Source organism: Cellulosimicrobium sp. BMG9.23 (genome assembly GCF_059159985.1).
In genome coordinates, this window is sequence record NZ_JBZGBZ010000013.1 from 64524 (window position 1) to 87675 (window position 23152).

General features: G+C 74.5%; 15 protein-coding genes. 10 read left to right on the plus strand and 5 right to left on the minus strand.

Annotated elements, in window-relative coordinates; all coding sequences use genetic code 11:
• Positions 1-28 precede the first annotated feature (28 nt).
• A complete protein-coding gene (gene glgP, locus AC4H2G_RS20685) occupies positions 29-2683 on the plus strand; it encodes an alpha-glucan family phosphorylase (RefSeq protein ID WP_494367616.1) in 2655 nt (884 codons plus the stop codon).
• A gap of 207 nt (positions 2684-2890) precedes the next feature.
• The gene (locus AC4H2G_RS20690) at positions 2891-3895 is read left to right on the plus strand and encodes a hypothetical protein (protein WP_494367617.1); all 1005 of its coding nucleotides are present in this window, start codon (positions 2891-2893) and stop codon (positions 3893-3895) included.
• 53 nt (positions 3896-3948) lie between these two features.
• Here the strand turns inward: AC4H2G_RS20690 and AC4H2G_RS20695 are convergent, their stop codons facing one another.
• From AC4H2G_RS20695 to AC4H2G_RS20705, 3 genes are all read right to left on the minus strand, one after another.
• Entirely contained in the window at positions 3949-5205 is a 1257-nt protein-coding gene (locus tag AC4H2G_RS20695) for a hypothetical protein (RefSeq protein WP_494367618.1), read from the minus strand.
• A 262-nt stretch (positions 5206-5467) separates the two neighbouring features.
• The gene (locus tag AC4H2G_RS20700; RefSeq protein ID WP_494367619.1) at positions 5468-7222 is read right to left on the minus strand and encodes an FAD-binding dehydrogenase; all 1755 of its coding nucleotides are present in this window, start codon (positions 7220-7222) and stop codon (positions 5468-5470) included.
• Between the two features lie 251 nt (positions 7223-7473).
• Positions 7474-9834, minus strand: coding sequence for a glycogen debranching protein (locus AC4H2G_RS20705; RefSeq protein WP_494367620.1), 2361 nt, complete (start codon positions 9832-9834; stop codon positions 7474-7476).
• A 110-nt stretch (positions 9835-9944) separates the two neighbouring features.
• On the opposite strand from AC4H2G_RS20705, the gene AC4H2G_RS20710 reads away from it, so the two are divergent.
• The 3 genes from AC4H2G_RS20710 (at position 9945) to AC4H2G_RS20720 (ending at position 14106) form a co-directional block, all read left to right on the plus strand.
• Positions 9945-10760: an electron transfer flavoprotein subunit beta/FixA family protein gene (locus tag AC4H2G_RS20710; protein WP_494367621.1), complete on the plus strand. Its 816-nt coding sequence runs from the start codon at positions 9945-9947 to the stop codon at positions 10758-10760.
• Between the two features lie 12 nt (positions 10761-10772).
• Positions 10773-11816, plus strand: a complete 1044-nt coding sequence (locus AC4H2G_RS20715; RefSeq protein WP_494367622.1) for an electron transfer flavoprotein subunit alpha/FixB family protein — start codon at positions 10773-10775, stop codon at positions 11814-11816.
• Positions 11817-11976: 160 nt separating this feature from the next.
• Positions 11977-14106, plus strand: coding sequence for a PhoX family protein (locus tag AC4H2G_RS20720; RefSeq protein WP_494367623.1), 2130 nt, complete (start codon positions 11977-11979; stop codon positions 14104-14106).
• Between the two features lie 72 nt (positions 14107-14178).
• Here AC4H2G_RS20720 and AC4H2G_RS20725 read toward each other — a convergent pair whose 3' ends face one another.
• Complete coding sequence (locus AC4H2G_RS20725; RefSeq protein WP_494367624.1) at positions 14179-15231, minus strand: phosphotransferase; 1053 nt, start codon at positions 15229-15231, stop codon at positions 14179-14181.
• Between the two features lie 252 nt (positions 15232-15483).
• Between AC4H2G_RS20725 and AC4H2G_RS20730 the strand changes: the two genes are divergently transcribed.
• Together AC4H2G_RS20730 and mnmA are read left to right on the plus strand one after the other, a co-directional pair.
• Positions 15484-16824 (plus strand): cysteine desulfurase family protein, encoded by a 1341-nt coding sequence (locus tag AC4H2G_RS20730; protein ID WP_494367625.1) that lies wholly within the window; start codon positions 15484-15486, stop codon positions 16822-16824.
• The gene (gene mnmA / locus AC4H2G_RS20735; RefSeq protein WP_494367626.1) at positions 16821-18071 is read left to right on the plus strand and encodes a tRNA 2-thiouridine(34) synthase MnmA; all 1251 of its coding nucleotides are present in this window, start codon (positions 16821-16823) and stop codon (positions 18069-18071) included. Before AC4H2G_RS20730 ends, mnmA begins: the two co-directional genes overlap by 4 nt.
• Here the strand turns inward: mnmA and AC4H2G_RS20740 are convergent.
• Complete coding sequence (locus AC4H2G_RS20740; RefSeq protein WP_494367627.1) at positions 18041-18505, minus strand: ester cyclase; 465 nt, start codon at positions 18503-18505, stop codon at positions 18041-18043. The two genes, mnmA and AC4H2G_RS20740, sit on opposite strands and share 31 nt — an antisense overlap.
• A gap of 161 nt (positions 18506-18666) precedes the next feature.
• Here AC4H2G_RS20740 and AC4H2G_RS20745 point away from each other — a divergent pair, with 161 nt between their 5' ends.
• From AC4H2G_RS20745 to AC4H2G_RS20755, 3 genes are all read left to right on the plus strand, one after another.
• Positions 18667-19713, plus strand: a complete 1047-nt coding sequence (locus AC4H2G_RS20745; protein ID WP_494367628.1) for a uroporphyrinogen decarboxylase/cobalamine-independent methonine synthase family protein — start codon at positions 18667-18669, stop codon at positions 19711-19713.
• Positions 19714-19873: 160 nt separating this feature from the next.
• The gene (locus AC4H2G_RS20750) at positions 19874-20617 is read left to right on the plus strand and encodes an HAD family hydrolase (protein WP_494367629.1); all 744 of its coding nucleotides are present in this window, start codon (positions 19874-19876) and stop codon (positions 20615-20617) included.
• Complete coding sequence (locus AC4H2G_RS20755; RefSeq protein ID WP_494367630.1) at positions 20614-23091, plus strand: glycoside hydrolase family 65 protein; 2478 nt, start codon at positions 20614-20616, stop codon at positions 23089-23091. The genes AC4H2G_RS20750 and AC4H2G_RS20755 overlap by 4 nt, the downstream gene beginning before the upstream one ends.
• Positions 23092-23152 lie beyond the last annotated feature (61 nt).

The following is a 23152-nucleotide window of genomic DNA, read 5'->3' on the forward strand; positions in this document are numbered from 1 at the left end:
GGTCGTCGGGCTGCGTAGTCTCGTCCCCGTGAGAGCGATCCGACGGTTCACCGTCCGCACCCTGCTGCCCGCCGCGCTGCGCGACCTCGACGAGCTGGCCCACAACCTGCGCTGGTCCTGGCACGCCCCGACGCACGACCTGTTCGCCGGGATCGACCCCGAGTGCTGGGCGACCGTCCACGGAGACCCCGTCGCGCTGCTCGGCGTGCTCGGCCCCGAGCGGCTCGCGGAGCTCGCCGGCGACGCGGCGTTCGTCGAGCGCGTGCGCGCCGCCGCCGACGACCTGCGCCACTATCTGCAGGACGACCTGTGGTACCAGCAGCAGGCGGCGACCCGGGTGGCCGGGGCGGACGACGCGTCGGCGAGCGGGGAGGGCGCGCTGCCCGCCGCGATCGCCTACTTCTCGCCCGAGTTCGGCATCACGTCCGTCCTGCCCCAGTACTCGGGCGGCCTCGGCATCCTCGCGGGCGACCACCTCAAGAGCGCGAGCGACCTCGGCGTGCCGATCGTCGGCGTCGGGCTCCTGTACGGCGCCGGGTACTTCAAGCAGTCCCTCACGCGCGACGGCTGGCAGGTCGAGACCTACCCGCTGCTCGACCCGGACGGCCTGCCGCTCACGCTCCTGCGCGAGGACGACGGCACGCCGGCGCGCGTGTCCCTCGCCCTGCCGGGCGGGCGCGCGCTCCACGCGCACGTGTGGGTCGCGGCCGTCGGCCGCGTGCCGCTGCTCCTCCTCGACTCCAACGTGCCCGGCAACGACGAGGCGGCGCGCAAGGTGACCGACCGCCTCTACGGCGGCGGCGGCGAGCACCGCCTCCAGCAGGAGCTGCTCCTCGGCGTGGGCGGCGTCCGGGCGCTGCGCCTGTGGTCGCGTCTCACCGACGCCCCGGCGCCCGAGGTCTACCACACCAACGAGGGCCACGCGGGGTTCCTCGGCGTGGAGCGGATCCGCGAGCTCGTCGAGCAGGGCCTGACGTTCGAGGAGGCGCTCGAGGCGGTCCGCGCCGCGACGGTCTTCACGACGCACACCCCCGTCCCGGCCGGCATCGACCGCTTCGGGCGCGACCTCGTCACGCAGTACTTCGGCGGCGACATGGCGGTCGACGGCCTGCCGGTCGACCGGATCCTCGCGCTCGGAGCCGAGGACTACGACGGCGGCGACCCGACGGTCTTCAACATGGCCGTCATGGGGCTGCGGCTCGGCGGCCGGGCGAACGGCGTCTCGCTCCTGCACGGCGAGGTGTCGCGCGGGATGTTCGAGGGACTGTGGCCGGGCTTCGACGCGCGCGAGGTCCCCATCACCTCGGTGACCAACGGCGTCCACTCGCCCACCTGGGTCGACCCGGCGCTCGCGGCCCTGGAGGCCGAGCGGCTCGGGCTCGACGAGCTCACGGCCGACGCTGCGTCGTCGGGCTGGCTGCGGACCGGTCGCGAGGGCTCGGGCGACGGGGCCGGCGACGGGCCCGCCGTGAGCGACGGCGAGCTGTGGGCGATCCGGCGCGAGATGCGCGGACGCCTCGTCGACGAGGCGCGACGCCGCGTGCGCAAGTCCTGGCGCGAGCGCGGCGCGAGCCCGGCCGAGCTGGGCTGGATCGACGACGTGCTCTCGCCCGACGTGCTCACCATCGGCTTCGCGCGCCGCGTGCCCACGTACAAGCGGCTCACGCTCATGCTGCGCGACCCGGCGCGGCTCAAGGCGCTCCTGCTGCACCCGGAGCGTCCGGTGCAGCTCGTCGTCGCGGGCAAGTCGCACCCCGCCGACGACCAGGGCAAGCGCCTCATCCAGCAGCTCGTCCGGTTCACCGACGACCCCGAGGTGCGGCACCGCATCGTCTTCCTGCCGAACTACGACATCGCCATGGCGCAGTCGCTGTACCCGGGCTGCGACGTGTGGCTCAACAACCCCCTGCGCCCGCTGGAGGCGTCGGGCACGTCGGGCATGAAGTCGGCGCTCAACGGCGGTCTCAACCTGTCGATCCTCGACGGCTGGTGGGACGAGTGGTTCGACGGCGAGAACGGGTGGGCCATCCCCACCGCCGACGGCGTCGACGACCCGGACCGCCGCGACGACCTCGAGGCCGCGGCGCTGTACGACCTCGTCGAGCAGCAGGTCGCGACGCGCTTCTACGACCGCTCCACGGACGGCGTGCCCGAGCGCTGGCTCGAGATGGTGCGGCACACGCTCGCCACCCTCGGCCCCAAGGTCCAGGCGACGCGCATGGTCGGCGAGTACGTGACGCGGCTCTACGCCCCCGCGACCGCCGCGGGGCGTGCTCTGGCTGCCGACGGTCTCGGGCCGGCGCGTGAGCTCGCGCACTGGAAGCGGTCCGTGCGCGACGGCTGGTCGCGCGTGCGCGTCGACCACGTCGACTCGAGCGGCATCAGCGAGGTCCCGCAGGTGGGCGACACGCTGACGGTGCGCGCGTACGTGTCGCTCGGCGACCTGCGGCCGGAGGACATCGAGGTGCAGGTCGTGCACGGTCGCGTCACCGAGGCCGACGTCATCGAGGAGTTCACCGCGGAGCCGCTCGCGCTCGCGGAGACCTACGAGTCGGGCCGGCACGCGTTCGCCGGTGAGGTCGTGCTCGAGTCGTCGGGCCCGTTCGGCTACACGGTGCGCGTGGTGCCGAAGCACGCCGGCCTCCCGAGCGTCGCCGAGCTGGGCCTGGTCGCCAACGCCTGACGCGGTACGCGCCTGACCGCGAGATAGAACCCGCGGTCGCGAGATAGAACTCCTCGCGTTCTACCTCGCGACCGCGGCTTCTACGTCGCGGGATGCCGCCAGGGCGCGGTGGCGACGGCTTCTCCGCTCGTCCACAGGCTTTTCGCTCGTCCACAGGCGCGCCGTCCGTTCTGGCGACGGCGATCCGGCTCGGCCAGGCTGTGCCGCATGGACACGGACGGGCACGAGGTCGAGTCGGCGCGGCGGGCGGCGGGTCGCCCGCGAGGAACACGTCGTCCGGCTGGACGTGTCGACGTGCCGTCGACCATGCCGCTGCCCTCCGTCGTGCGCTTCTCCGCGGAGCGGCGCGCGGAGATCGCCGGGGCCCTCCGCCGCGGCAGGCTCGTGCGGGCACGCCAGGGGATCTACGTGAGCACGCCCTCTGCGACGACGCCTCCGGCGCAGCGCAGGCGGGAGACGGTCGTGGTGCAGGCCGTCGCGCTCGCCGAGCGGCTGACGACGGACTACTGGTTCAGCCACTCGACCGCCGCCGTCCTGCACGGGCTCTGGACGTGGCGCCTCACCGAAGAGGTCCACGTGACGCAGCTCGGGAACCCGTCAGTGCGGCGTCGTTCCGACCCTGGTGTCCGGCGGCACTGGACGGCGCTCCCGGTGGCGGACCGTGACGCGGTCGACGGGCTGCCGGTCACCTCGCTCGAGCGGACGATCGTCGACTGCGCGCGCTGCCTCGCCCCTACGGCCGGGATCGTCGTCGCGGACTCCGGCATCCGTGCCGGCGCAGACATCGGGCGGGTCGCGGCGCTGCTCGAGGCTGCCGCCGGTGCGCGAGGAGTGCGACGAGCGCGACGGGTGCTGGCCGAGGCCGATGGGCGGTCGGAGTCTCCCGGTGAGAGTGTCGTCCGATGGATCGCGGTCGACGGAGGGCTTCCGCGCCCGGTGCCGAACCACGTGGTGTCGACCTGGCGCGGCGAGTACCGGCTCGACCTCGCCTGGACGGAGCAGCGGGTCGCCGTCGAGTTCGACGGCGCGGTCAAGTACTCCGGCGGCGAGTACGGCGACCCGCAGGGCCGGCTGCTCGCGGAGAAGGCACGTCACGACGCGCTGGTGGAGGCCGGGTGGCTCGTGCTGCGTGTCACCTGGGGCGACCTCGCGGACCCGGATCTGCTCGTCCGCCGGATCCGGACGGCTCTCGTCCGGCGCGCCGCGAGATAGAGGTCGCGGTCGCGAGGTAGAGCTCGGCGAGCTCTATCTGGCGACGGGAGGTTCTATCTCGCGGCGAGGAGGTCGAGGTAACGGGCGCGGGTGTGCAGGACGTCGCGGAGTTGGATACCGATGCCCTCGACGAACTCCTCGCGGTACACGGCGTCGACCTGGACGGAGATGGCGTAGTAGAGCCCGGTGAACGTCGCGATCGCGACGGACACGCGCAGCAACGTCTGCGTCACGACGAGCTGCGCGCCCTCGACGCCCGGGCCGCCCGCGAGCGTGAAGGTGCGCTGCCACGTGCCGCCGTCGACGTCCCACAGCGCCATCACCTCGGGCGTGACCGTGAGCGTGCCGAGCGCCATGAAGAACACCCCCATGCCGAGGCTCACGACGAGCACCTGCAGGAGCTGGCTCGTCGCGATCATCGCGGCGAGGTTCGCCATCTGCCTCCGCGTGAACCGCGCAGCCCGCTCACCGTCGGGCACCTCGGCGGCGGCGTCGGCGAGAGCGTCACGTGCCTCGCCGGGCACGCGCAGCGCCACGAAGAGCACGACCAGCAGGAGGAAGAAGCCGCCGAGCACGAGGTCGGCGACGCCGTGCGTGCGGTCGAACACCTGCCACACCTCGGCGTTGTAGAACAGCACGAGCGAGAACACGAGGAGCAGCGGGAGCAGGCGCACGAGTCGCAGCAGCGACGCCCCGAGCTCGTCGACGACGCGCGCCAGTCCCCACCACACCGATGACAGCACGCCGTACCCGACGACCACGCGCACCACCCCCAGGAGCACGAGGTTCCCGACGACGGTGAGCAGCGCGTCGGCCCACTGGCCGCCGAACACGAGGGGGAGCAGGGCCGGCACGAGGACGAAGAACGCGAGCTCGGGGACCCCGACAGACTGCGGGAGCGTGGACCACCGCCGACCACGCAGCACGTTGAGCCCGGCGTAGGCCGCCCCCACGAGCGCCGCGCCTCCGAGCAACGCGAGCACGTTGGCCCACGCGGGCCAGCCCATCCGGACCGCACCCGAGAGCTCTGCGAGCAGCACCAGGAGCAGGAACGGCGCGGAGCGACCGAAGACGTCGCGGTCGAGCGAGTGGCCCTCGACGAGGAGCGGCAGGCCGTTGCGCCGGAAGAACCGCTCGCACGCGGCGGCGTCCCCGCGCTCGACGCCGGTGCTCGTTCCGCGCTCGACGCCGGTGCTCGTTCCGCGCTCGACGCCGGTGCTCGGCCAGGGCTCGTCGTCGCGCCCGGGCGAGGGCGTGCCGGGGGCGACGTCGGGTGCGCGGGTGGGGGACACGTCGTCGGGCACGGTCATGGATGCCGACCCTACCGGCGACACCCGCCGAACCGGTGCCGCAGTTGGCGCCCGCCATGGGCAGGTCGGGCTCCACACGACCGGACCATCTCGCCGACCAGGGCTCTATCCCCCCGACCAGGGGTCTACCTCGGCGACCAGGGGTCTACCTCGGCGACCAGGGCTCTACTTCGGCGACCAGGGCTCTACTTCGGCGACCAGGGCTCTACTTCGGCGACCAGGGCTCTACTTCGGCGACCAGGGTCCTCCCTCCGAGGGGACGTCAGGCGAGGTCGGCCGCGAGCGCCCGGCCGGCGACCCGGCCCGAGAAGAGGCAGCCGCCGAGGAACGTGCCCTCGAGCGCGCGGTGCCCGTGCACGCCGCCGCCGCCGAACCCGGCCGCCTCGCCCGCCGCCCAGAGCCCGGGGAGCACGGAGCCGTCCGCGCGCAGGACGCGCGCCGACGTGTCGGTCCACAGCCCGCCGAGCGTCTTGCGCGTGAGCACCGAGAGCCGCACGGCGAGCAGCGGCCCGTCCTTCGGCGTCGTGAGCGGGCGCGGCGGCGAGACGCGGATGAGGCGGTCGACGCGGTAGCGGCGGGCCATGGCGGTCGCGACGACCTGCGGGTCCTTGCCGAGCCCGGTGCGGACCTGCTCGTCGCGCAGTCGGACGAGCTGCGCGAGGGCGGCGGGGTCGACGTGCCCGCGCGAGCCGGGGGTCGCGTCGACGAGCGCGTTCATCCCGGCGGCGAGCTCCTCCGGCGTGTCCGCCCAGATGAACTCGGGCGACTGCTCCGCGAACCGCGCGACCGGCCCGACGGCGCCCGGCAGCACGCGCTGCGCGAGGAGCCGGACGTCCTTGCCGGTGAGGTCGGGGTTCTGCTCGGAGCCCGAGAGCGCGAACTCGCTGTCCATGATCGCCTTGTTGAGCACGAACCAGGAGTGGTCGTCGCCGCGCTCGGTGACGTGCTGGAGGGCGCCGAGCGCGTCGAACCCGGGGAACAGCGGCGCGGGGAGCCGGTTCCCGTCGGCGTCGAGCCACAGCGAGCTCGGGCCGGGCAGGATGCGGATGCCGTGGTCGGTCCACACGGGGGAGTGGTTGGCGATGCCCTCGGGGTAGTGCCACATGCGGTCCTCGTGCACGAGGGCGGCACCCGCGTCGGCGGCGGTGGTGATCATCAGCCCGTCGGTGGAGTCCGGGACGCCCGAGAGCATGCGCGTCGGCAGCGTCCCCGCGGCCCGCGGCCACCGCGACCGCACGAGCTCGTGGTTCGCCCCGATCCCGCCGGACGTGACGACGACGGCGCTCGCCGCGATCTCGACCTCGCCGACCACGTCCCGCGAGGAGGGCGCGCCGCGCTCGGCGACCGACGGCGCGAGGATCTCCGCGCGCACGCCCGTCACCGCGCCGTCGGTCACGACGAGCGACGTGACGCGGTGCCGGAACCGGACGTCGAGCAGCCCGGCGGCGCGGGCGTCGAGCGCGGCGCGGACGAACGGCTCGAGGACGGCGGGGCCGGTGCCCCACGTGACGTGGAAGCGCGGGACGGAGTTGCCGTGCGCCCCGGAGGCGCCGCCGTCGGCGCCCGAGAGGACCGGGTAGCCGCCCCGCTCGGCCCACTGCACGAGCGGGAACCACCGCACGCCCTGCGCGTGCAGCCACGACCTCATGTCACCCGCCGCGAAGTCGACGAACGCCTGCGCCCACGCGTACCCGTGCCGGTCCGGTCCCTCGCCGCGGTCCGCGCCGGGGGCGAACTGCGCGGACCCGAGCCAGTCGTCGAACGCGAGCTCGGCCGAGTCGGTGACGCCCATGCGACGCTGCTCGGGCGACCCGACGAGGAACAGACCGCCGAACGACCACCACGCCTGACCGCCCAGGCTGGCGGCGGGCTCCTGGTCGAGCAGCACGACGCGACGACCTGCGGCGGTGAGCTCCGTCGCGGCGACGAGCCCGGCGAGCCCGGCCCCCACCACGACCACGTCCGGGTCGTGGATCACGGGGATGCTGACGGAGGAGTCGACCGCGCTGTCACTCATGCCGGAAGAGTAGGGCACGTGTCCACCCCTCGGGCGGCCGGACGCGTACTGGGGCGGGGCGGGGCGGGGCGGGCGCGGGGGCGGCGGCGGTGCTCGGGCTACCATCCGCGCCCTCGTTCCTCGGGCGCTCCCGCCAGGCCCACCACGCCCTTCGCATCCGACGCCGCCCCCGCGCCCTCGGCTTCCGGCTCACCTCGTGCGGCGCTTCCGGCGGGGAGATCGCAGCGCCCGGAACGGACCGGACCAGCTCTTTAGGGTTGCGGGGTGGAGACGTAGACGCGCAGGCTCAGGGCCTCGAGCCCGACGACGTCGCCCGCGCGGGCGGTGTCGTCACCGTTCGTACGGTCCGGGTCGTCGGGGTGCTCCCAGTCCGAGTCCCAGGCGAGCTCCCAGTGCTCGGGCTCGCCGCCGACCGCGAAGCGCGCGCTCGGCAGGGTGACGTCCACAGGGTCGAGCGACCCGGCGAGCACAACGAGCACGTCGCTCGCGCCGGGCTCCCGAGCGGTGCGCAGCATCTGCAGCGTCCTGACGGCCGGGTCGTGCCACGCCGCGTGGTCGAGGAGCTCGCCATCGGCGTCGAACCACACGAGGTCGGGTACTCCGGGGACGTCCGACCCGGGGACGGGGCGTCCGGTGTAGAACGTGTCGGGTCGCAGGGCCGGGTGCGCGCGGCGCAGCGCGAGCAGGTACCGGGCGGTCGCGAGGAGGTCCTTGCGCCACGGCGACAGGTCCCACGAGACCCACGACGTCTCGCCGTCCTGGACGTACGCGTTGTTGTTGCCCCGCTGCGTGCGGCCCATCTCGTCGCCGGCCGTGATCATGGGCGTCCCGGCGGCGAGGACGAGCGTCGCGAAGAGGTTGCGGATCGACCGCCGCCGCAGCGGCGCGATCTCGACCCCCGGGCCGAACGCCCCCGCACCGTGCCCGTCCTCGGGGACCGCGCCCGCGCCGTGACCCGCCGCTCCCGCGGCTTCGGCCGCGACCGTCGCGTCGGGGGACGCGACGGGGCCCTCGAGGCCGTGGTTCCACGACCTGTTGTCGTGGGTGCCGTCCCGGTTGCCCTCGCCGTTGGCGAGGTTGTGCTTGTGGTCGTACGCGACGAGGTCGGCGAGCGTGAACCCGTCGTGCGCCGTCACGTAGCTCACCGACGCGACGGGACCGCGCAGGAGCGGCGGGTCGGTGTGGCCGAACAGGTCCGCCGACCCCGCGAGCCGCGTCGCGAGGTCGCGCACGCCGTGGCCCGGCCGCCCGTGCGAGGCCTCGCGCGCGTCGGCGAGCCAGAACTGGCGGACGGCGTCGCGGAAGCGGTCGTTCCACTCGGCCATCGGCGGCGGGAACTGGCCGGTGCGCCACCCGCCCGGGCCGACGTCCCACGGCTCGGCGACGAGCTTGAGCCCGCTGAGCACCGGATCGGTCTGGAGCGCGACGAGGAACGGGTGGTCGGGGTCGAACCCGCTCTCCCCGCGCCCGAGCGTGACGGCGAGGTCGAACCGGAAGCCGTCCACGCCCACGACCTGCGCCCAGTACCGCAGCGAGTCGAGCGCGGCCCGCACGACGGCGGGCCGGCGGAAGTCGAGCGAGTTGCCCGTCCCGGTGACGTCGGCGAGCCGGGCGGGCGTCGCGCCGTCGTGCAGGTAGTGCACCGCGTTGTCGAGGCCGCGCCACGACAGGTGGTACCCGTCGGCGCCGCCCTCGCACGTGTGGTTGTGCACCACGTCGAGCAGCACCTCGAGCCCGGCCTCGTGCAGGAGATGCACCATGCCGCGCACCTCGTCGAGGACGGCGCCCGGCCCGGCGTCCTGCGCAGCGCGCGTCGCGTACGCGGCGTGCGGGGCGAAGAAGCCGAGCGTCGAGTAGCCCCAGTAGTTCGTGCGCCCGCTCGCCAGCAGGTGCGGCTCCGGGACGTTGGCGTGCACGGGCAGCAGCTCGAGCGTCGTGACGCCGAGCGAGCGCAGGTGCTCGATCGTCACCGGGTGCGCGAGCCCCGCGTAGGTCCCCCGCAGGTGCTCGGGCAGCGCGTCGAGGCGCTGCGTGAGACCGCGCACGTGCGCCTCGTACACGACCGTCTCCGACCAGGGCACGCCGGGCCGAGCGGCGACCGGGCCCGTCGGCGCCGCGACCACCACGGAGTGCGGGACGAACGGCAGCGAGTCGCGGTCGTCCGCCGGGCCGTACGGGTCGTCGCCCGCGTGGCCGCGGATCGACGGGTCGTCGACGAGCTCGCCCACGAGCCCGCGCGCGTACGGGTCGACGAGGAGCTTCGCCGGGTTGTGCCGCAGGCCGGCGGCGGGGTCCCACGGGCCGTGCACGCGGAAGCCGTACCGCTGCCCGGCGCGGACGCCGGGCACGTGCGCGCGCCAGACGCCGAACGCCGGCCCGGCCAGCGGCACGCGGCGCTCGCGGAACCTCGGGGTGTCCGTGCCGCTGCCGGCGTCGTGCGCGTCGCCGCCGCCCTCGTCGACGACGTCCACGAGGCACAGCTCCACGGCGGTCGCGTGGGAGGCCTGCACGGCGACGTCGACCCCGTCGCCGGCGAGGTGGACGCCGAGCAGGGGGAGAGGCGCGTGGCGGTCGACGCGGGCGGGCGTCGGGGAGTCGGACGGAGCGTGCACCCGTCCATTGTGGCGGGTGTCACCGGCCTCGTCGTGCACCCGCCGGTACGCTTCCGTTGCAGGGCGGGCACGCTGCCCGCCCACCGCCCAGCACAGGGAGTGAGCACTCGATGCGGATCGTCGTCGCCGTGAAGTACGTCCCGGACATCCATGCCGACCGGGCCTTCGAGGGCGGGCGCGTCGTCCGTCGCTCCGACGAGGGGACGCTCAACGAGCTCGACGAGAACGCGCTCGAGGCCGCGCTGCGTGTCGTCGAGGCCCTCCCGGAGGACGAGCGCGCCACGAGCGAGGTCGTCGTGGTCACGGTCGCCGGGCCGGATGCCGACGCGGCCGTGAAGAAGGCGTTCCAGCTCGGCGTCGACCGCGGCGTGCGCGTGAGCGACGACGCGATCGCCGGCTCCGACTACTTCGGCACCGCGCGCGTGCTCGCCGCGGCCGTGCGTCGGCTCTCCGAGGAGTCCCCGGTCGACCTCGTGGTGACCGGCATGGCGGCGCTCGACGGGCTGGGCTCGGTCGTCCCGGCGCTGCTGGCCGCCGAGCTCGGCCTGCCGCAGCTCACGCTCGCCGGGAAGCTCGAGCTCGACGGCGAGGCGGGCGCTCGCACCGCGCGCGTCACCCGCGAGCTCGACGGCGTCGACGAGGTGCTCGAGGCGCCGCTGCCCGCCGTCGTGAGCGTCACGGACCACGCCAACGACCCGCGGTTCCCGAACTTCAAGCTCATCATGGCGGCCCGAACGAAGCAGGTGGAGGCGTGGAGCCTCGCCGACCTGGAGGTCGAGCCTGCCGAGGTCGGCGACGCCGGCGCCCGTACGCGGGTGCTCGACGCGTCGCCGCGCCCGCCGCGGCCCGAGGTCGAGATCGTCGTCGACAAGGGGGAGGGCGGCCGCGCGCTCGCCGAGTACCTCATCCGCAACGAGCTGGTCTGAGAGGACGCCACCATGACCGCCACCACCTCCGCGACCGCCCCCACGGGCAACCGCACCGTCCTCGTCCTGCTCGACAGCCCCGGCACCGAGCTGCGCTCGCCCGGGCTCGAGCTCCTCACTCACGCGCGCGCCGTCGGCCGCGTCGAGGCCGTCGCGCTCGAGGCACCGAGCCTCGACGTGCTCGCCCAGCTCGGCGCGTACGGCGTCGAGACCGTCCGTCAGGCCGAGCTCTCGGCCGACGGCCACGGCGTGGGCGGCGACGTCGCGCACCTCACGCCCGTCGTCGCCGAGGCGCTCGCCGCGGCAGCCCGGGCGACCGACGCCGACGTCGTGCTGCTCACCTCGTCGTTCCCCAACAAGGAGGCGGCGGCGCGCCTCGCGTTCCTCACGGGCTCCGGTCTCGTCGTCGACGCGACCGCCATGGACGTGGCCGAGGACGGCCCCGACGCCGGGCACGTCGTGGCGGGCAAGAGCGTCTTCGCCGGGTCGTGGGACGTGCGCAGCGCCGTGACCACGGAGCTCGCGGTGCTCACCGTCCGCGCCAACTCGGCCGCGCCCGAACCCGCGGCCGAGACCGTCGCCACGGACGTCGTCGGGTTCTCCGTCGAGCTGTCCGCCGTTGCGACGTCGGCCCGCGTCGTGTCGCGGACCGTCCACCCGACGTCCGCCGCGGGTCGCCCCGCGCTCGGCGAGGCCGCGGTCGTCGTCACCGGCGGGCGCGGAACGAACGGCGACTTCGAGCCCGTCCTCGAGCTCGCGGACGCCCTCGGCGCGGCGGTCGGCGCGACGCGCGACGCCGTCTACGAGGGCTGGCACGACCAGTTCGTGGGCCAGACCGGGGTCACCGTCGCGCCGCGCCTGTACATCGGCGCGGGCGTCTCGGGCGCCCCGCACCACCGCGGCGGCATGCAGGCGTCGCAGGTCGTCGTCGCGGTGAACAACGACCCGGAGTGCCCGCTCTTCGAGATCTCGGACTTCGCGGTCGTCGGCGACCTCGCCGACGTGCTGCCGCAGGCGGCGCAGGTCATCCGGGAGCACCGGGCGGCCCAGGGCTGACCGCGGCCCGGTGCCCGCACAGCGCGCACCGGGCCACCACCCGGTGGGCATCCAGAGTTCACCCGCTCGCCACCCGCCGGCACACCGGTCGTCACGGACTGTTCCTAGCGTCGGGCCGACTCCTCGCCACGAGGAGGCCCCCCGACCCGTGGAGACCCCGATGACGATCACTCCCGCCCCCGAGCAACGCACGATGCTGCCTCTCGCGCCCTACGTGCGCGGCAAGCGCAGCCCGGTGACGTGCCGACTGAAGTGCGCCGACGCGTGCTCGCACGCCGCGCCCAACGCGAGCGACAACGAGTACTTCCGCGACGTCGCCGGCCAGGCGCTCTCGCGCCGCGCGCTGCTCGGCGGGCTCGCCGTCGGGGCCGCCGTCGTCGTGGTCGGCGCGCAGACGGCGACCGCGCCCTCCGCGCAGGCCGCGGTGCCCGCGCACGGCGGATGGGGCGGGGGCCACGGCGCAGGCAAGGGTCTGTCGTTCGGCCCGATCGCCCCGCAGGCCGCGGCGACGGACGCGTTCGTCGTGCCCGACGGCTACGCGTGGCGCCCGATCATCCGCTGGGGCGACCCGATCCTGCGCGGCGGCCGCGCGTTCGACCCGGCGAACCAGTCGCCCGAGCAGCAGGCGCTGCAGTTCGGTTACAACAACGACTACCTCGACATCCTGCCGTACGAGCGCCAGCGCGGGCTGTGGTGGTGGGGCCGTCACAAGGACGACGGCCGCGGCACGCGCGGTCTGCTCGTGACGAACCACGAGTACACCAACCCCGGCGTGATGTTCGACGAGTCGTACGACTCCGCGACGCGTCGGGCGATCGAGCGGGCCGCGCACGGCATGTCGGTCGTGGAGGTCCGCCGTCGTCGTACGGGAGAGCCCTGGGAGTACGTGGCCGACAGCCGCTCGAACCGCCGCGTCCACATCGGCACGGAGTTCCGCGTCGACGGTCCGGCCGCGGGCTCCGAGCTGCTGCGGACGGTGGCCGACCCGTCGGGCACGCGCGTCCTCGGAACGCTCAACAACTGCGCGGGCGGCACGACGCCCTGGGGCACGGTCCTCTCCGGCGAGGAGAACTTCCACGGCTACTTCCGCACGGCGGGCACCGGGCACGACGCGCGCTACGGCCTGCGCGACGCGGCGACCGGCTACGGCTGGGAGCTCGACGACCCGCGCTTCGACGCCCGCAACGCGGGATACGAGAACGAGCCGAACCGGTTCGGCTGGATCGTCGAGATCGACCCCTACGCGCCGGACGAGGCGCCCGTGAAGCACACCGCGCTGGGGCGCTTCAAGCACGAGGGCGCGAACGTCATCCTGTCCCGCCGCGGCCACGCGGTCGCGTACATGGGCGACGACGAGCGCTTCGACTACGTCTACAAGTTCGTCTCCTCGCGCACGATGCGTCCGGGCAACAGCGACTGGGCGCGTCGCCACAACAAGACGCTCCTCAGCGAGGGGTCGCTCTACGTCGCGCGGTTCACCGGGGACTCGCCGGCTGCCGAGATCGACGGCTCGGGCGCCCTGCCGTCCGACGGCGCGTTCGACGGTCGCGGCGAGTGGCTGCCGCTCGTGGTCGACGGGCGCAGCACCGTCGAGGGCATGTCGGTCGAGGAGGTGCTCGTCTACACGCGCGTCGCGGCCGACAAGGTCGGCGCGACGAAGATGGACCGCCCCGAGGACGTCGAGCCGAACCCGGTGACGGGCCGCGTCTACGTGGCGTGCACGAACAACACCTCGCGCGGCCCGTCGGGCACGGAGGCGGCGACGGAGCCGAACCCGCGCAACACCAACCGCGACGGGCACGTCGTGGAGATCGTCGAGGACCGGGACGACGCCGCGGCCCTCTCGTTCCGGTGGAACCTCCTCCTCGTCGCGGGCGACCCCGCGACGAACGCCTCGACGTACTTCGCGGGCTACCCGAAGGACAAGGTGTCTCCGATCTCGTGCCCCGACAACCTCGCGTTCGACGCCGAGGGCAACCTCTGGATCTCCACGGACGGCCAGCCGAGCACGATCCAGAAGTGCGACGGGCTGTTCAAGGTGCCGCTCAGCGGTCGCGAGCGCGGCCGCGTCCAGCAGTTCCTGTCCGTCCCCGCCGGTGGCGAGACCTGCGGTCCCGTCATCGACTCCGAGGACCGGATGGTCTACGTCGCGGTCCAGCACCCGGGCGAGGACGGTTCGTTCGCGAGCCCGCAGTCGCGGTTCCCGGACTACGTGACCCCGGGTGCGCCCGTGCCGGCCGGTGCGTTCGCCGGCCCGCGGCCGGCGATCGTGCAGGTCTGGAAGGACTGAGCGAGGACCCGTCGTGCCCGACGGCGCCGGTCACCCTCGCGGGGGACCGGCGCCGTCGGCGCGTCGCGGGGATCAGTGGTCGCAGAGGCCGACGTGCTCGAGCCACGCGACCGCCGCGACGCCCTGCGCGCGCTGGAACGGTCGCAGGTTCGGGATGCTCGGTATGTCCGGCTTGCGCGCCGAGTGGAGGAAGTATCCGGCGATGCCGGCGACGACCGCGCGCAGGTCGGCGGGATGCACGTCGCCGGTGAGCGGGTGCGCGGCGAACGTCGACGCCGCCCACGCGCCGCCGCGCGCGCGCCGCGCGGCGTCGGCGTGCGGCGTCACAGGCTCGACGACGCCCACGACGCCCTGCATGACGACGCTCGGCAGGAACATCGCGAGGTCCAGCCACCCCGCGCCGCGCGAGGCGTACGGCCAGTCGACGAGGTAGACGGTCGACGGCGTGAGGAGGACGTTGTCGGCGCGCAGGTCGCCGTGCACGAACGACTCGCCCTCGCACGCCACGAGCGCGCTGCGCTCCGCCTCTGCCAGCGCGTCGAGGTGCTCGGCCGCCCACGGCACGAGCCTCGCGAGCCCCGGGTCGGGGTCGTCGCGCAGGGCGCGCCACCCGGTGGACATGTTGGAGAAGTCCGGCCCGGTGGGGGGCAGGCGCATCGCGCGCGCACCCGGGACGGCCGCCAGGGCCTCGAGCGCCGCGAGGACGCGGTCCAGCTCGTCGGGCACCCAGGGCGTGGCGGGGACGTGCCCGTCGACCACCTCGAACGCGAGGACGATCCAGTCGCCGTCGCCGTGCCCCCACGAGAACCGGGGCGTCGGGATCTGGCGCGGCAGCCGCATGGCGATCTTCGCCTCCGCGCGGTGCAGGTCGGCGGCGACCGGCTCGTCCGCCGAGCGGGCCGCCTTGACGAAGAGCCGCTGGCCGTCGTCGAGCTCGAGCACGGACGCCAGGCCGGGGCTGAACCCGGACAGCACCGAGGTCTCCGCGACGACGCGTCCTCCGGCGACCGCCTCGAGCTCGTCACGAAGAGCGAGCGGCAGGTCGCCCCAGCGCAGCCTTCGTCCGCCGGCGGCGACGGGCACGTGGGAGGTCTCGTCCACGGCAGGTGCGACGTCGTCGGGCATCGTGGTGCCATTTCCCCTGGTCGGCTCACGGGTGTGCCGGCAGGTGCTGCCCGTGCCGCACGGCCGCACGGGCTGTCCTGCCGGGGTGCCGGGCCTGCGACGGAACGGTTGGCGCGTGGCCCGGTTCGATGGTCGGGGACCGGCCGACGGCCGGGCACAGACCTCAGACAAAATAGCGCGTCCGGGACGTTTGTCCAGCGACGGACCACAGGGTGAACGGCAGGACGCCGATGCTTCGTAGACTGGGTGACCGTGACCCAGCCATCCGGCGCCCCGTCCGGGACGTCCCCAGCCACCGTCCGAGGAGTCGCGTACCTCGACCACGCCGCCACGACGCCTCTCTCGGCGGCCGCTCGGGACGCCCTCGTCGACGAGCTGTCGCGCACGGGCAACCCGTCCTCGCTGCACGCCGCCGGCCGCGCCGCGCGGCGCACGGTCGAGGAGGCGCGCGAGGCGGTCGCGACGGCGCTCGGCGCCCGGCCGAGCGAGGTCGTGCTCACGGCGGGGGGCACCGAGGCCGACAACCTCGCGATCAAGGGCCTGTTCTGGGGTCGGCGCACCACCGACCCGGGCCGGCGCCGCATCGTCGTCTCCGCGGTCGAGCACCACGCGGTCCTCGACCCGGCGTTCTGGATGGCGGAGCACGCGGGCGCGGAGATCGTGCTCCTACCCGTCGACGCGCAGGGCCGTGTCGAGCTCGACGCGCTGCGGTCCGAGCTCGCGCAGCACGCCGACGAGATCGCGCTCGTCTCGGTCATGTGGGCGAACAACGAGGTCGGCACGCTGCAGCCCGTGCACGAGGTCGTCCAGCTCGCGCGCCCGCACGGCATCCCTGTGCACTCGGACGCCGTGCAGGCCGTCGGCCAGGTCCCGGTCGACTTCGCGGCGAGCGGTCTCGACGCGATGACGGTCTCGGCGCACAAGCTCGGGGGGCCGGTGGGCGTGGGTGCGCTCGTCGCTCGGCGCGACGCGCCGCTGACTCCCGTGCTGCACGGCGGCGGCCAGGAGCGCGGCGTGCGGTCCGGCACGCTCGACGCCCCTGCGATCCGCGCGTTCGGCGTCGCGGTCGCCGAGGCGGTCGAGCGCCGCGCGGAGCGGGCGCAGCACCTGGAGTCGCTGCGCGACGAGCTCGTCGCGGGCGTGCGCCGGGTCGTCCCGGACGCCGTCCTCAGCGGTCCCGAGCCCGGCCGCGGCACGGGCGACGATGACGGGGAGGACATCATGAGGCTGCCCGGGAACGCGCACTTCACCTTCCCCGGCGCCGAGGGCGACTCGCTGCTCTACCTGCTCGACTCCGCCGGGGTGCAGGCGTCCACCGGTTCCGCGTGCCAGGCGGGAGTCCCGCAGCCGTCCCACGTCCTGCTCGCGATGGGCGTCCCGGAGAACGACGCGCGCGGCGCCCTGCGCTTCTCGCTCGGGGCCACGTCCACGTCCGACGACGTCGCGCACCTCCTCGACGCGCTGCCCGCCGCGGTGGACCGCGCCCGGGCGGCGGGGCTCGCGTCGTCGCCCGCCCGGACCCGCCCGGCGGCCCCGCCGCCACAAAGGTCGGTGACGACGAGCGCGCCCGTCGCGAGCGGGGGTGCGGCATGAGGGTGCTCGCCGCGATGTCCGGCGGCGTCGACTCCGCGGTCGCCGCAGCCCTCGCCGTCGACGCGGGGCACGACGTCGTCGGCGTCCACATGGCCCTGTCGCGCAACCGCGACCAGTTCCGGACCGGGTCGCGCGGCTGCTGCTCGATCGAGGACGCGGGCGACGCGCGGCGCGCCGCCGACGTGCTCGGTATCCCGTACTACGTGTGGGACCTCTCGGAGCGGTTCGAGGACACCGTCGTCGCCGACTTCCTCGCCGAGTACGAGGCCGGCCGCACGCCCAACCCGTGCGTGCGCTGCAACGAGCACATCAAGTTCGAGGCGCTGCTCGACAAGGCGACCGCGCTCGGCTTCGACGCCGTCGCGACGGGCCACTACGCGCGTGTCGTGACGCGCGGGGCGGCCTCGGACGGCACGGGCGGTGTCCGCGAGCTGCACCGCTCGCCGAACGCGGGAAAGGACCAGTCCTACGTGCTCGCGGTCATGGGGCCCGAGCGGCTCGCCCGTGCGATGTTCCCGCTCGGCGACTTCGCGTCGAAGGACGAGGTCCGCGCGGAGGCCGCGCGCCGGGGGCTCTCGGTCTCGGCGAAGCCCGACTCGTACGACATCTGCTTCGTCGCCGACGGTGACACGCAGGGGTTCCTGCGCGACCGGCTCGGCGCGCGCCCGGGCGAGGTGGTCGACACCGACGGCCGCGTCCTGGGCGAGCACGACGGCGCGTACGCGTACACGGTCGGTCAGCGCAAGGGGCTCGGGATCGACCGCCCCGCACCCGACGGGCAGCCTCGCTACGTGCTCGACGTGCAGCCCGCCACGAACCGGGTGGTCGTCGGACCGGCCGAGCTGCTGAGCGTCGACCGGATCGAGGCCGGGGGAGCGGTCTGGTTCGACGGCGTCCTCGACGGCCCCGCACCGCTCGCCGGACCGGGCGAGGCGTTCGACGCCGAGGTGCAGGTCCGCGCGCACGGCGCGCCGGTGCCCGCGCGCGTACGGGCCACCGGCGGCGGCTCCGGCGGCGCGGGGGACACGGCGGCGACGACCGTCGAGCTCACGGGCACGCCGCTGCGCGGCGTCGCGGCAGGGCAGTCGCTCGTCGTCTACGCGGGCACGCGCGTCCTCGGCCAGGCGACGGTCGACCGCGCCTTCCGGGCCTCCCGTGCCTCCCGTGCCGACCGTGTCGCTGCCGCCCCCGTGGCCACCCCCGTCACAGCGTCCGCTCAGCCCACCCGCGCGGGGGTGTCGTCCTGAGCGAGGGCCCGCGCGAGCGCCGGCTCGTCGCGCACGCACCAGTGCTCGACCTCGCGGCCCTCGGCGAAGCGCAGGACGTGCATCTCGCGCACGCGGAAGCGCCGCCCCGTCGGCGCCAGCCCGCGGTAGAAGCCCGTGTGGCGAGCGCTCACCTCGACGTGCAGCGCGACGAGGTCGCCCTCGGCGACGGCGTGCAGCACGTCGACGCGCTGGTCGTCGAACGCGTCGGCGTGCCAGTGCATCGTCGCGACGAGCGAGTCGATCCCGCCGTCCCCGCCGGCGTCGTGGTCGCGGAACCCTGGCGCGAGCAGCGCGGCGAGGACGTCGGCGTGGTTGCCCGGGATGGCCTGCGTGTGCACGGTGATCGCGACGGCCTTGTTGGCCGCCGTGGCGAGCGGTGCCGCCGTGCGACGGGCGTCGTCGTGGACCCTCATGTCGGTCGTGTCCTCCGGTCGGTACCGTCCCGGACAGAGGTGCTCCCCCGGGCCTCGGCGAGGTCTCGGCACGGCTCCGTCCTTCGAGTACTCCTGGAGAGAGGTGACGGACGCATGGTCCGTGACGTGGAACGCATCTTGGCGTCCGAGGGGCGGGTCCGATGACGGCCGTCTCGGGTCTCGGACCCTGGCCCGGCGGCGAGGGCGAGGTCCTCGAGGCGCAGCTCACGGTGCTCGGCGATCTCGCCGCGGTGCCCACGGGGGTGCGCGGGATCCCGTTCCTCGCGCAGCTGTCCGGGCGCGGTCCGGGCGCGGACGCGACCGGCCGCACCACCGCGCTCCTGCCGGGCCTGCCGGTCGAGCTCGGTCCGCACGGGTGGCGGCTCGCCGACCACCCGGGTGCCGACGAGCGCCGCGCGGAGGCGCTGGTCCGCGAGGACGTGGAGGCGCTCGCGATCGCGGCGTCCGGGTACACCGGGCCGCTCGCCGTGACGGTGCTGGGTCCGTGGACCCTCGCGGCGGAGCTCTACCTCGCGCGCGGGGACCGCGTGCTGTCCGACCGGGGCGCCGTCCACGACCTCGTCGAGGCGCTCGCGGCCGGGGTGGGGGAGCACGTCGCCGAGGTGCGGCGCCAGGTTCCCGGGGCCGACGTCGTCGTGCAGCTCGACGAGCCACTGCTCGCCGCGGTCGGCGCGGGCGCCCTGCCCACCTTCTCGGGGTTCTCGCGGCTGCGCGCGGTCGCGGGGCCGGACCTCGTCGACGGTCTGCGCACGGTGCTCGACGCCGCGCGCGGTGCCGGCGCGACGACGGTCGTGCACGTGGGGCCGGCACGCGTCGGGATCGCGCCGGTCGTGCTGGCGGGCGCGGACGCCGTCGGGCTGGCCCTGGGCGCCTGGGACGAGCGCCTGTGGGAGACGGTCGCGCGCGCGGTCGAGCGGGACGTAGGGCTGTGGGCCGCGCTGCCGCCGGCAAGGGTCTCGCAGTGCGCCGGCCCGGCGCTCGGCGAGCTCGCGGACCTCGTCGCGACGCCCTGGCGTCGCGTCGGTCTCCCGCTCACCGCGCTCGACGACGTGACGCTCCTCGGCGCGTCGCGCACGCACGCCGCGGGGCTCGGTCGGACGGTCGGGGGGACGCCCGACGAGCACCGTGCGCTCCTCGCGAACCTCGGCCGCGTCGCGGAGGTGCTCGCGGAGCGCGCGCACGCCTGAGCGGCTTCTCGCGATCGTCCCCACGTGCGTAGGCTGGTCCTCGGCGCGGGCGCCACCCGCCCGGGTGGTCCTCGCACGTCACGACCTGTCATGATCCTGCACGCCCGGACCGTTCCGGGACCGTGCCGCTCCCCGCCCCGCCCCACCGCGAAGGACCCTCATGCCCGTCCTGCGAGCCGTGCTCTTCGACCTCGACGGCGTCCTCACCCCGACCGCCGAGCTCCACATGCGCGCCTGGGAGCGCCTGTTCGCCCCGTTCAGCGCGGAGCGCGGTCTGGCGCCCTACACGTCCGCCGACTACTTCGCCCACATCGACGGCAAGCCGCGCTACGACGGCGTCGCGACGTACCTCGCGTCGCGGGGCGTCGGGCTGCCGCGCGGCACGACGGACGACGCACCGGGCGAGGACACCGTGTGCGCGCTCGGCAACCGCAAGGACGAGATCGTCAACCGCATGTTCACCGAGGAGGGCATCGCGCCCTACCCGGGCTCGGTCCGGTTCCTCGACGCCGTGACGGCGGCGGGCGCGGCCGTCGCGGTCGTGTCGTCGTCGCGCAACACGCCGACCGTGCTTGCCGCGGCCGGCCTCGCGGACCGCTTCGAGGTGGTCGTCGACGGCAACGTCGCGGCGCGCGAGGGCATCCCCGGCAAGCCGGCCCCCGACACCTACCTGCGGGCGGCAGACCTCCTCGGCGTGCCCGCCGCGGCGGCGGTCGTCGTCGAGGACGCGCTCTCGGGGGTCCAGGCCGGATCGGCCGGCGACTTCGGCCTGGTGCTCGGCGTCGACCGCGGCGTGGGCCCCGACGCGCTGCGCGCGCACGGCGCGGACCTCGTCGTGGCGGACCTGGGCGACCTCGACGCGTCGGTGCTCGACGCCCCGGCCCGCCAGGGGGGTGCCGCATGATCCGCAAGACCTCCGACGAGCAGAACACCATCGACCGGCTCCGGTTCCCCGCCGACCCGTGGCGCCTCGTCGAGGCGCGGTTCTCCGCCCAGGACATCGGGGTCACCGAGACCCTGTTCGCCACCGCCAACGGCTACCTCGGCATGCGGGGCAACGTCGAGGAGGGGCGCGAGTCCCACGCGCACGGGACGTTCATCAACGGCTTCCACGAGACCTGGTCGATCCACCACGCCGAGGAGGCGTACGGCTTCGCGAAGGTCGGGCAGACCATCGTCAACGTGCCCGACGCCAAGGTGATCCGCCTCTACGTCGACGACGAGCCGCTCCTGCTGCCGGTCGCGGACCTCGTCGACTACGAGCGCTCGCTCGACCTGCGCGACGGCGTGCTGCGCCGCGAGCTGCTGTGGCGCACGCCGTCGGGCAAGCGCGTGCGGATCCGGTCGGAGCGCATGGTGTCGTTCGTCGAGCGGCACCTCGCCGTCATGACGTTCGAGGTGACGATGCTCGACGACGCGGCCCCCGTCGCCATCTCGTCGCAGGTGCTCAACCGGCAGGACGGGCAGGACGAGTACCACGTGCGGTCGGCGTCGCTCGGGGAGGGGTTCGACCCGCGCAAGGCCGAGCAGTTCGCCGGGCGGGTGCTCCAGCCGCAGACGCAGTGGGGGGACGACGAGCGCCTCGTGCTGTCGTACCGGTGCACGAACTCGGGCATGACGCTCGCCGTCGCGGCGGACGACCACCTCGAGACCGAGAACGAGTGGGACGTGCGCACGCAGGTCGACGAGGACCTCGCCAAGCACGTGTTCCGCGTGCACGCCGAGCCGGGGCGGCCGATCCGGCTCACGAAGACCGTCGCGTACCACACGTCGCGCGGCGTCCCGTCGCGCGAGCTCGTGGACCGCTGCCGGCGCTCTCTCGACCGGGTCCGGGACCGCGGCGTCGCGGCGGAGATGGCCGACCAGCGCGCGTGGCTCGACGACTTCTGGGCGCGCTCGGACGTCGAGGTCGCGGGCCGTCCGGAGATCCAGCAGGCCGTGCGCTGGAACCTGTTCCAGCTCGCCCAGGCGACGGCGCGCGCGGAGGGTAACGGCGTCCCGGCGAAGGGTCTGACCGGCTCCGGCTACAGCGGGCACTACTTCTGGGACACCGAGATCTACGTCCTGCCCTTCCTCACGTACACGAGCCCTCGCTACGCGCGCAACGCGCTGCGGTTCCGCTACCAGATGCTCGACGCCGCGCGGCGCCGGGCGCAGGAGCTCTCCCAGAAGGGCGCGCTCTTCCCGTGGCGCACGATCAACGGCGAGGAGGCGTCGGCCTACTACGCGGCCGGCACCGCGCAGTACCACATTGACGCCGACGTCAGCTATGCCCTGGTGCAGTACGTGCGCGCCACGGGCGACACGGACTTCCTGCGGCGCGAGGCCGTCGACATCCTCGTCGAGACGGCCCGGATGTGGGAGGACCTCGGGTTCTGGCGCGTCAACGGGGACGACAACTTCCACATCCACGGTGTCACCGGTCCGGACGAGTACACGACCGTCGTCAACGACAACCTCTTCACGAACGTCATGGCACGCTTCAACCTGCGCGCGGCGGCGTTCGTCGTCGAGCGCATGCGCGTGGAGTTCCCCGACGACTACGCCCAGATGGTCGACCGGCTCGGCCTCGGGATCACCGAGCCCACGGAGTGGGAGCGGGCCGCCGACCAGATGTCGATCCCGTTCGCCGAGGGCATCGGCATCCACCCGCAGGACTCGCACTTCCTCGAGCGCGAGATCTGGGACCTCGCCCACACCCCCGCGGACAAGCGTCCGCTCCTGCTGCACTACCACCCGCTCGTCATCTACCGCTACCAGGTGCTCAAGCAGGCCGACGTCGTGCTCGCGCTCTTCCTCCAGGGCCAGAACTTCACGGCCGAGGAGAAGCTCGCCGACTTCGAGTACTACGACCCGTTGACGACCGGCGACTCGACCCTCTCGGGCGTCGTGCAGTCGATCATCGCGGCCGAGGTCGGCTACCACGAGCTCGCGATCGAGTACTTCCTCTCGTCGCTGTTCGTGGACCTCGCGAACCTCCACGCCAACGCGGCCGACGGCGTGCACGTCGCCTCCGCGGGCGGCACGTGGACGGCGCTCGTGTGCGGGTTCGGCGGCATGCGGGACCACAACGGCGAGCTGACGTTCGACCCGCGCCTGCCGCAGGGCTGGGACTCGCTCGCGTACCGCCTCGCGTGGCAGGGGTCGCGGCTCAAGGTCACCGTGCTGCCCGACGCGATCGAGCTCGTCGTCGAGACGGGCGACGCGGTGCAGGTCGCGGTGCGGGGCAAGCAGGTCGACGTCGCGCCGGGCGAGGTCACGAGGGTGCCCCTGGAGGACCAGGGCCCCGTACGGCCCGGTCGCCCGAGCCTGCGCGCGCTCTCCGGCAACCGCCGCGAGGACGGCACTCTCATCACCGCGACGGTCCCGCACTCGTAGGGTCGGCAGCACCCCAGGCGACCGCATGGGGTGTGCGGTCGCCTGGGGTGTCGGGGTGGGT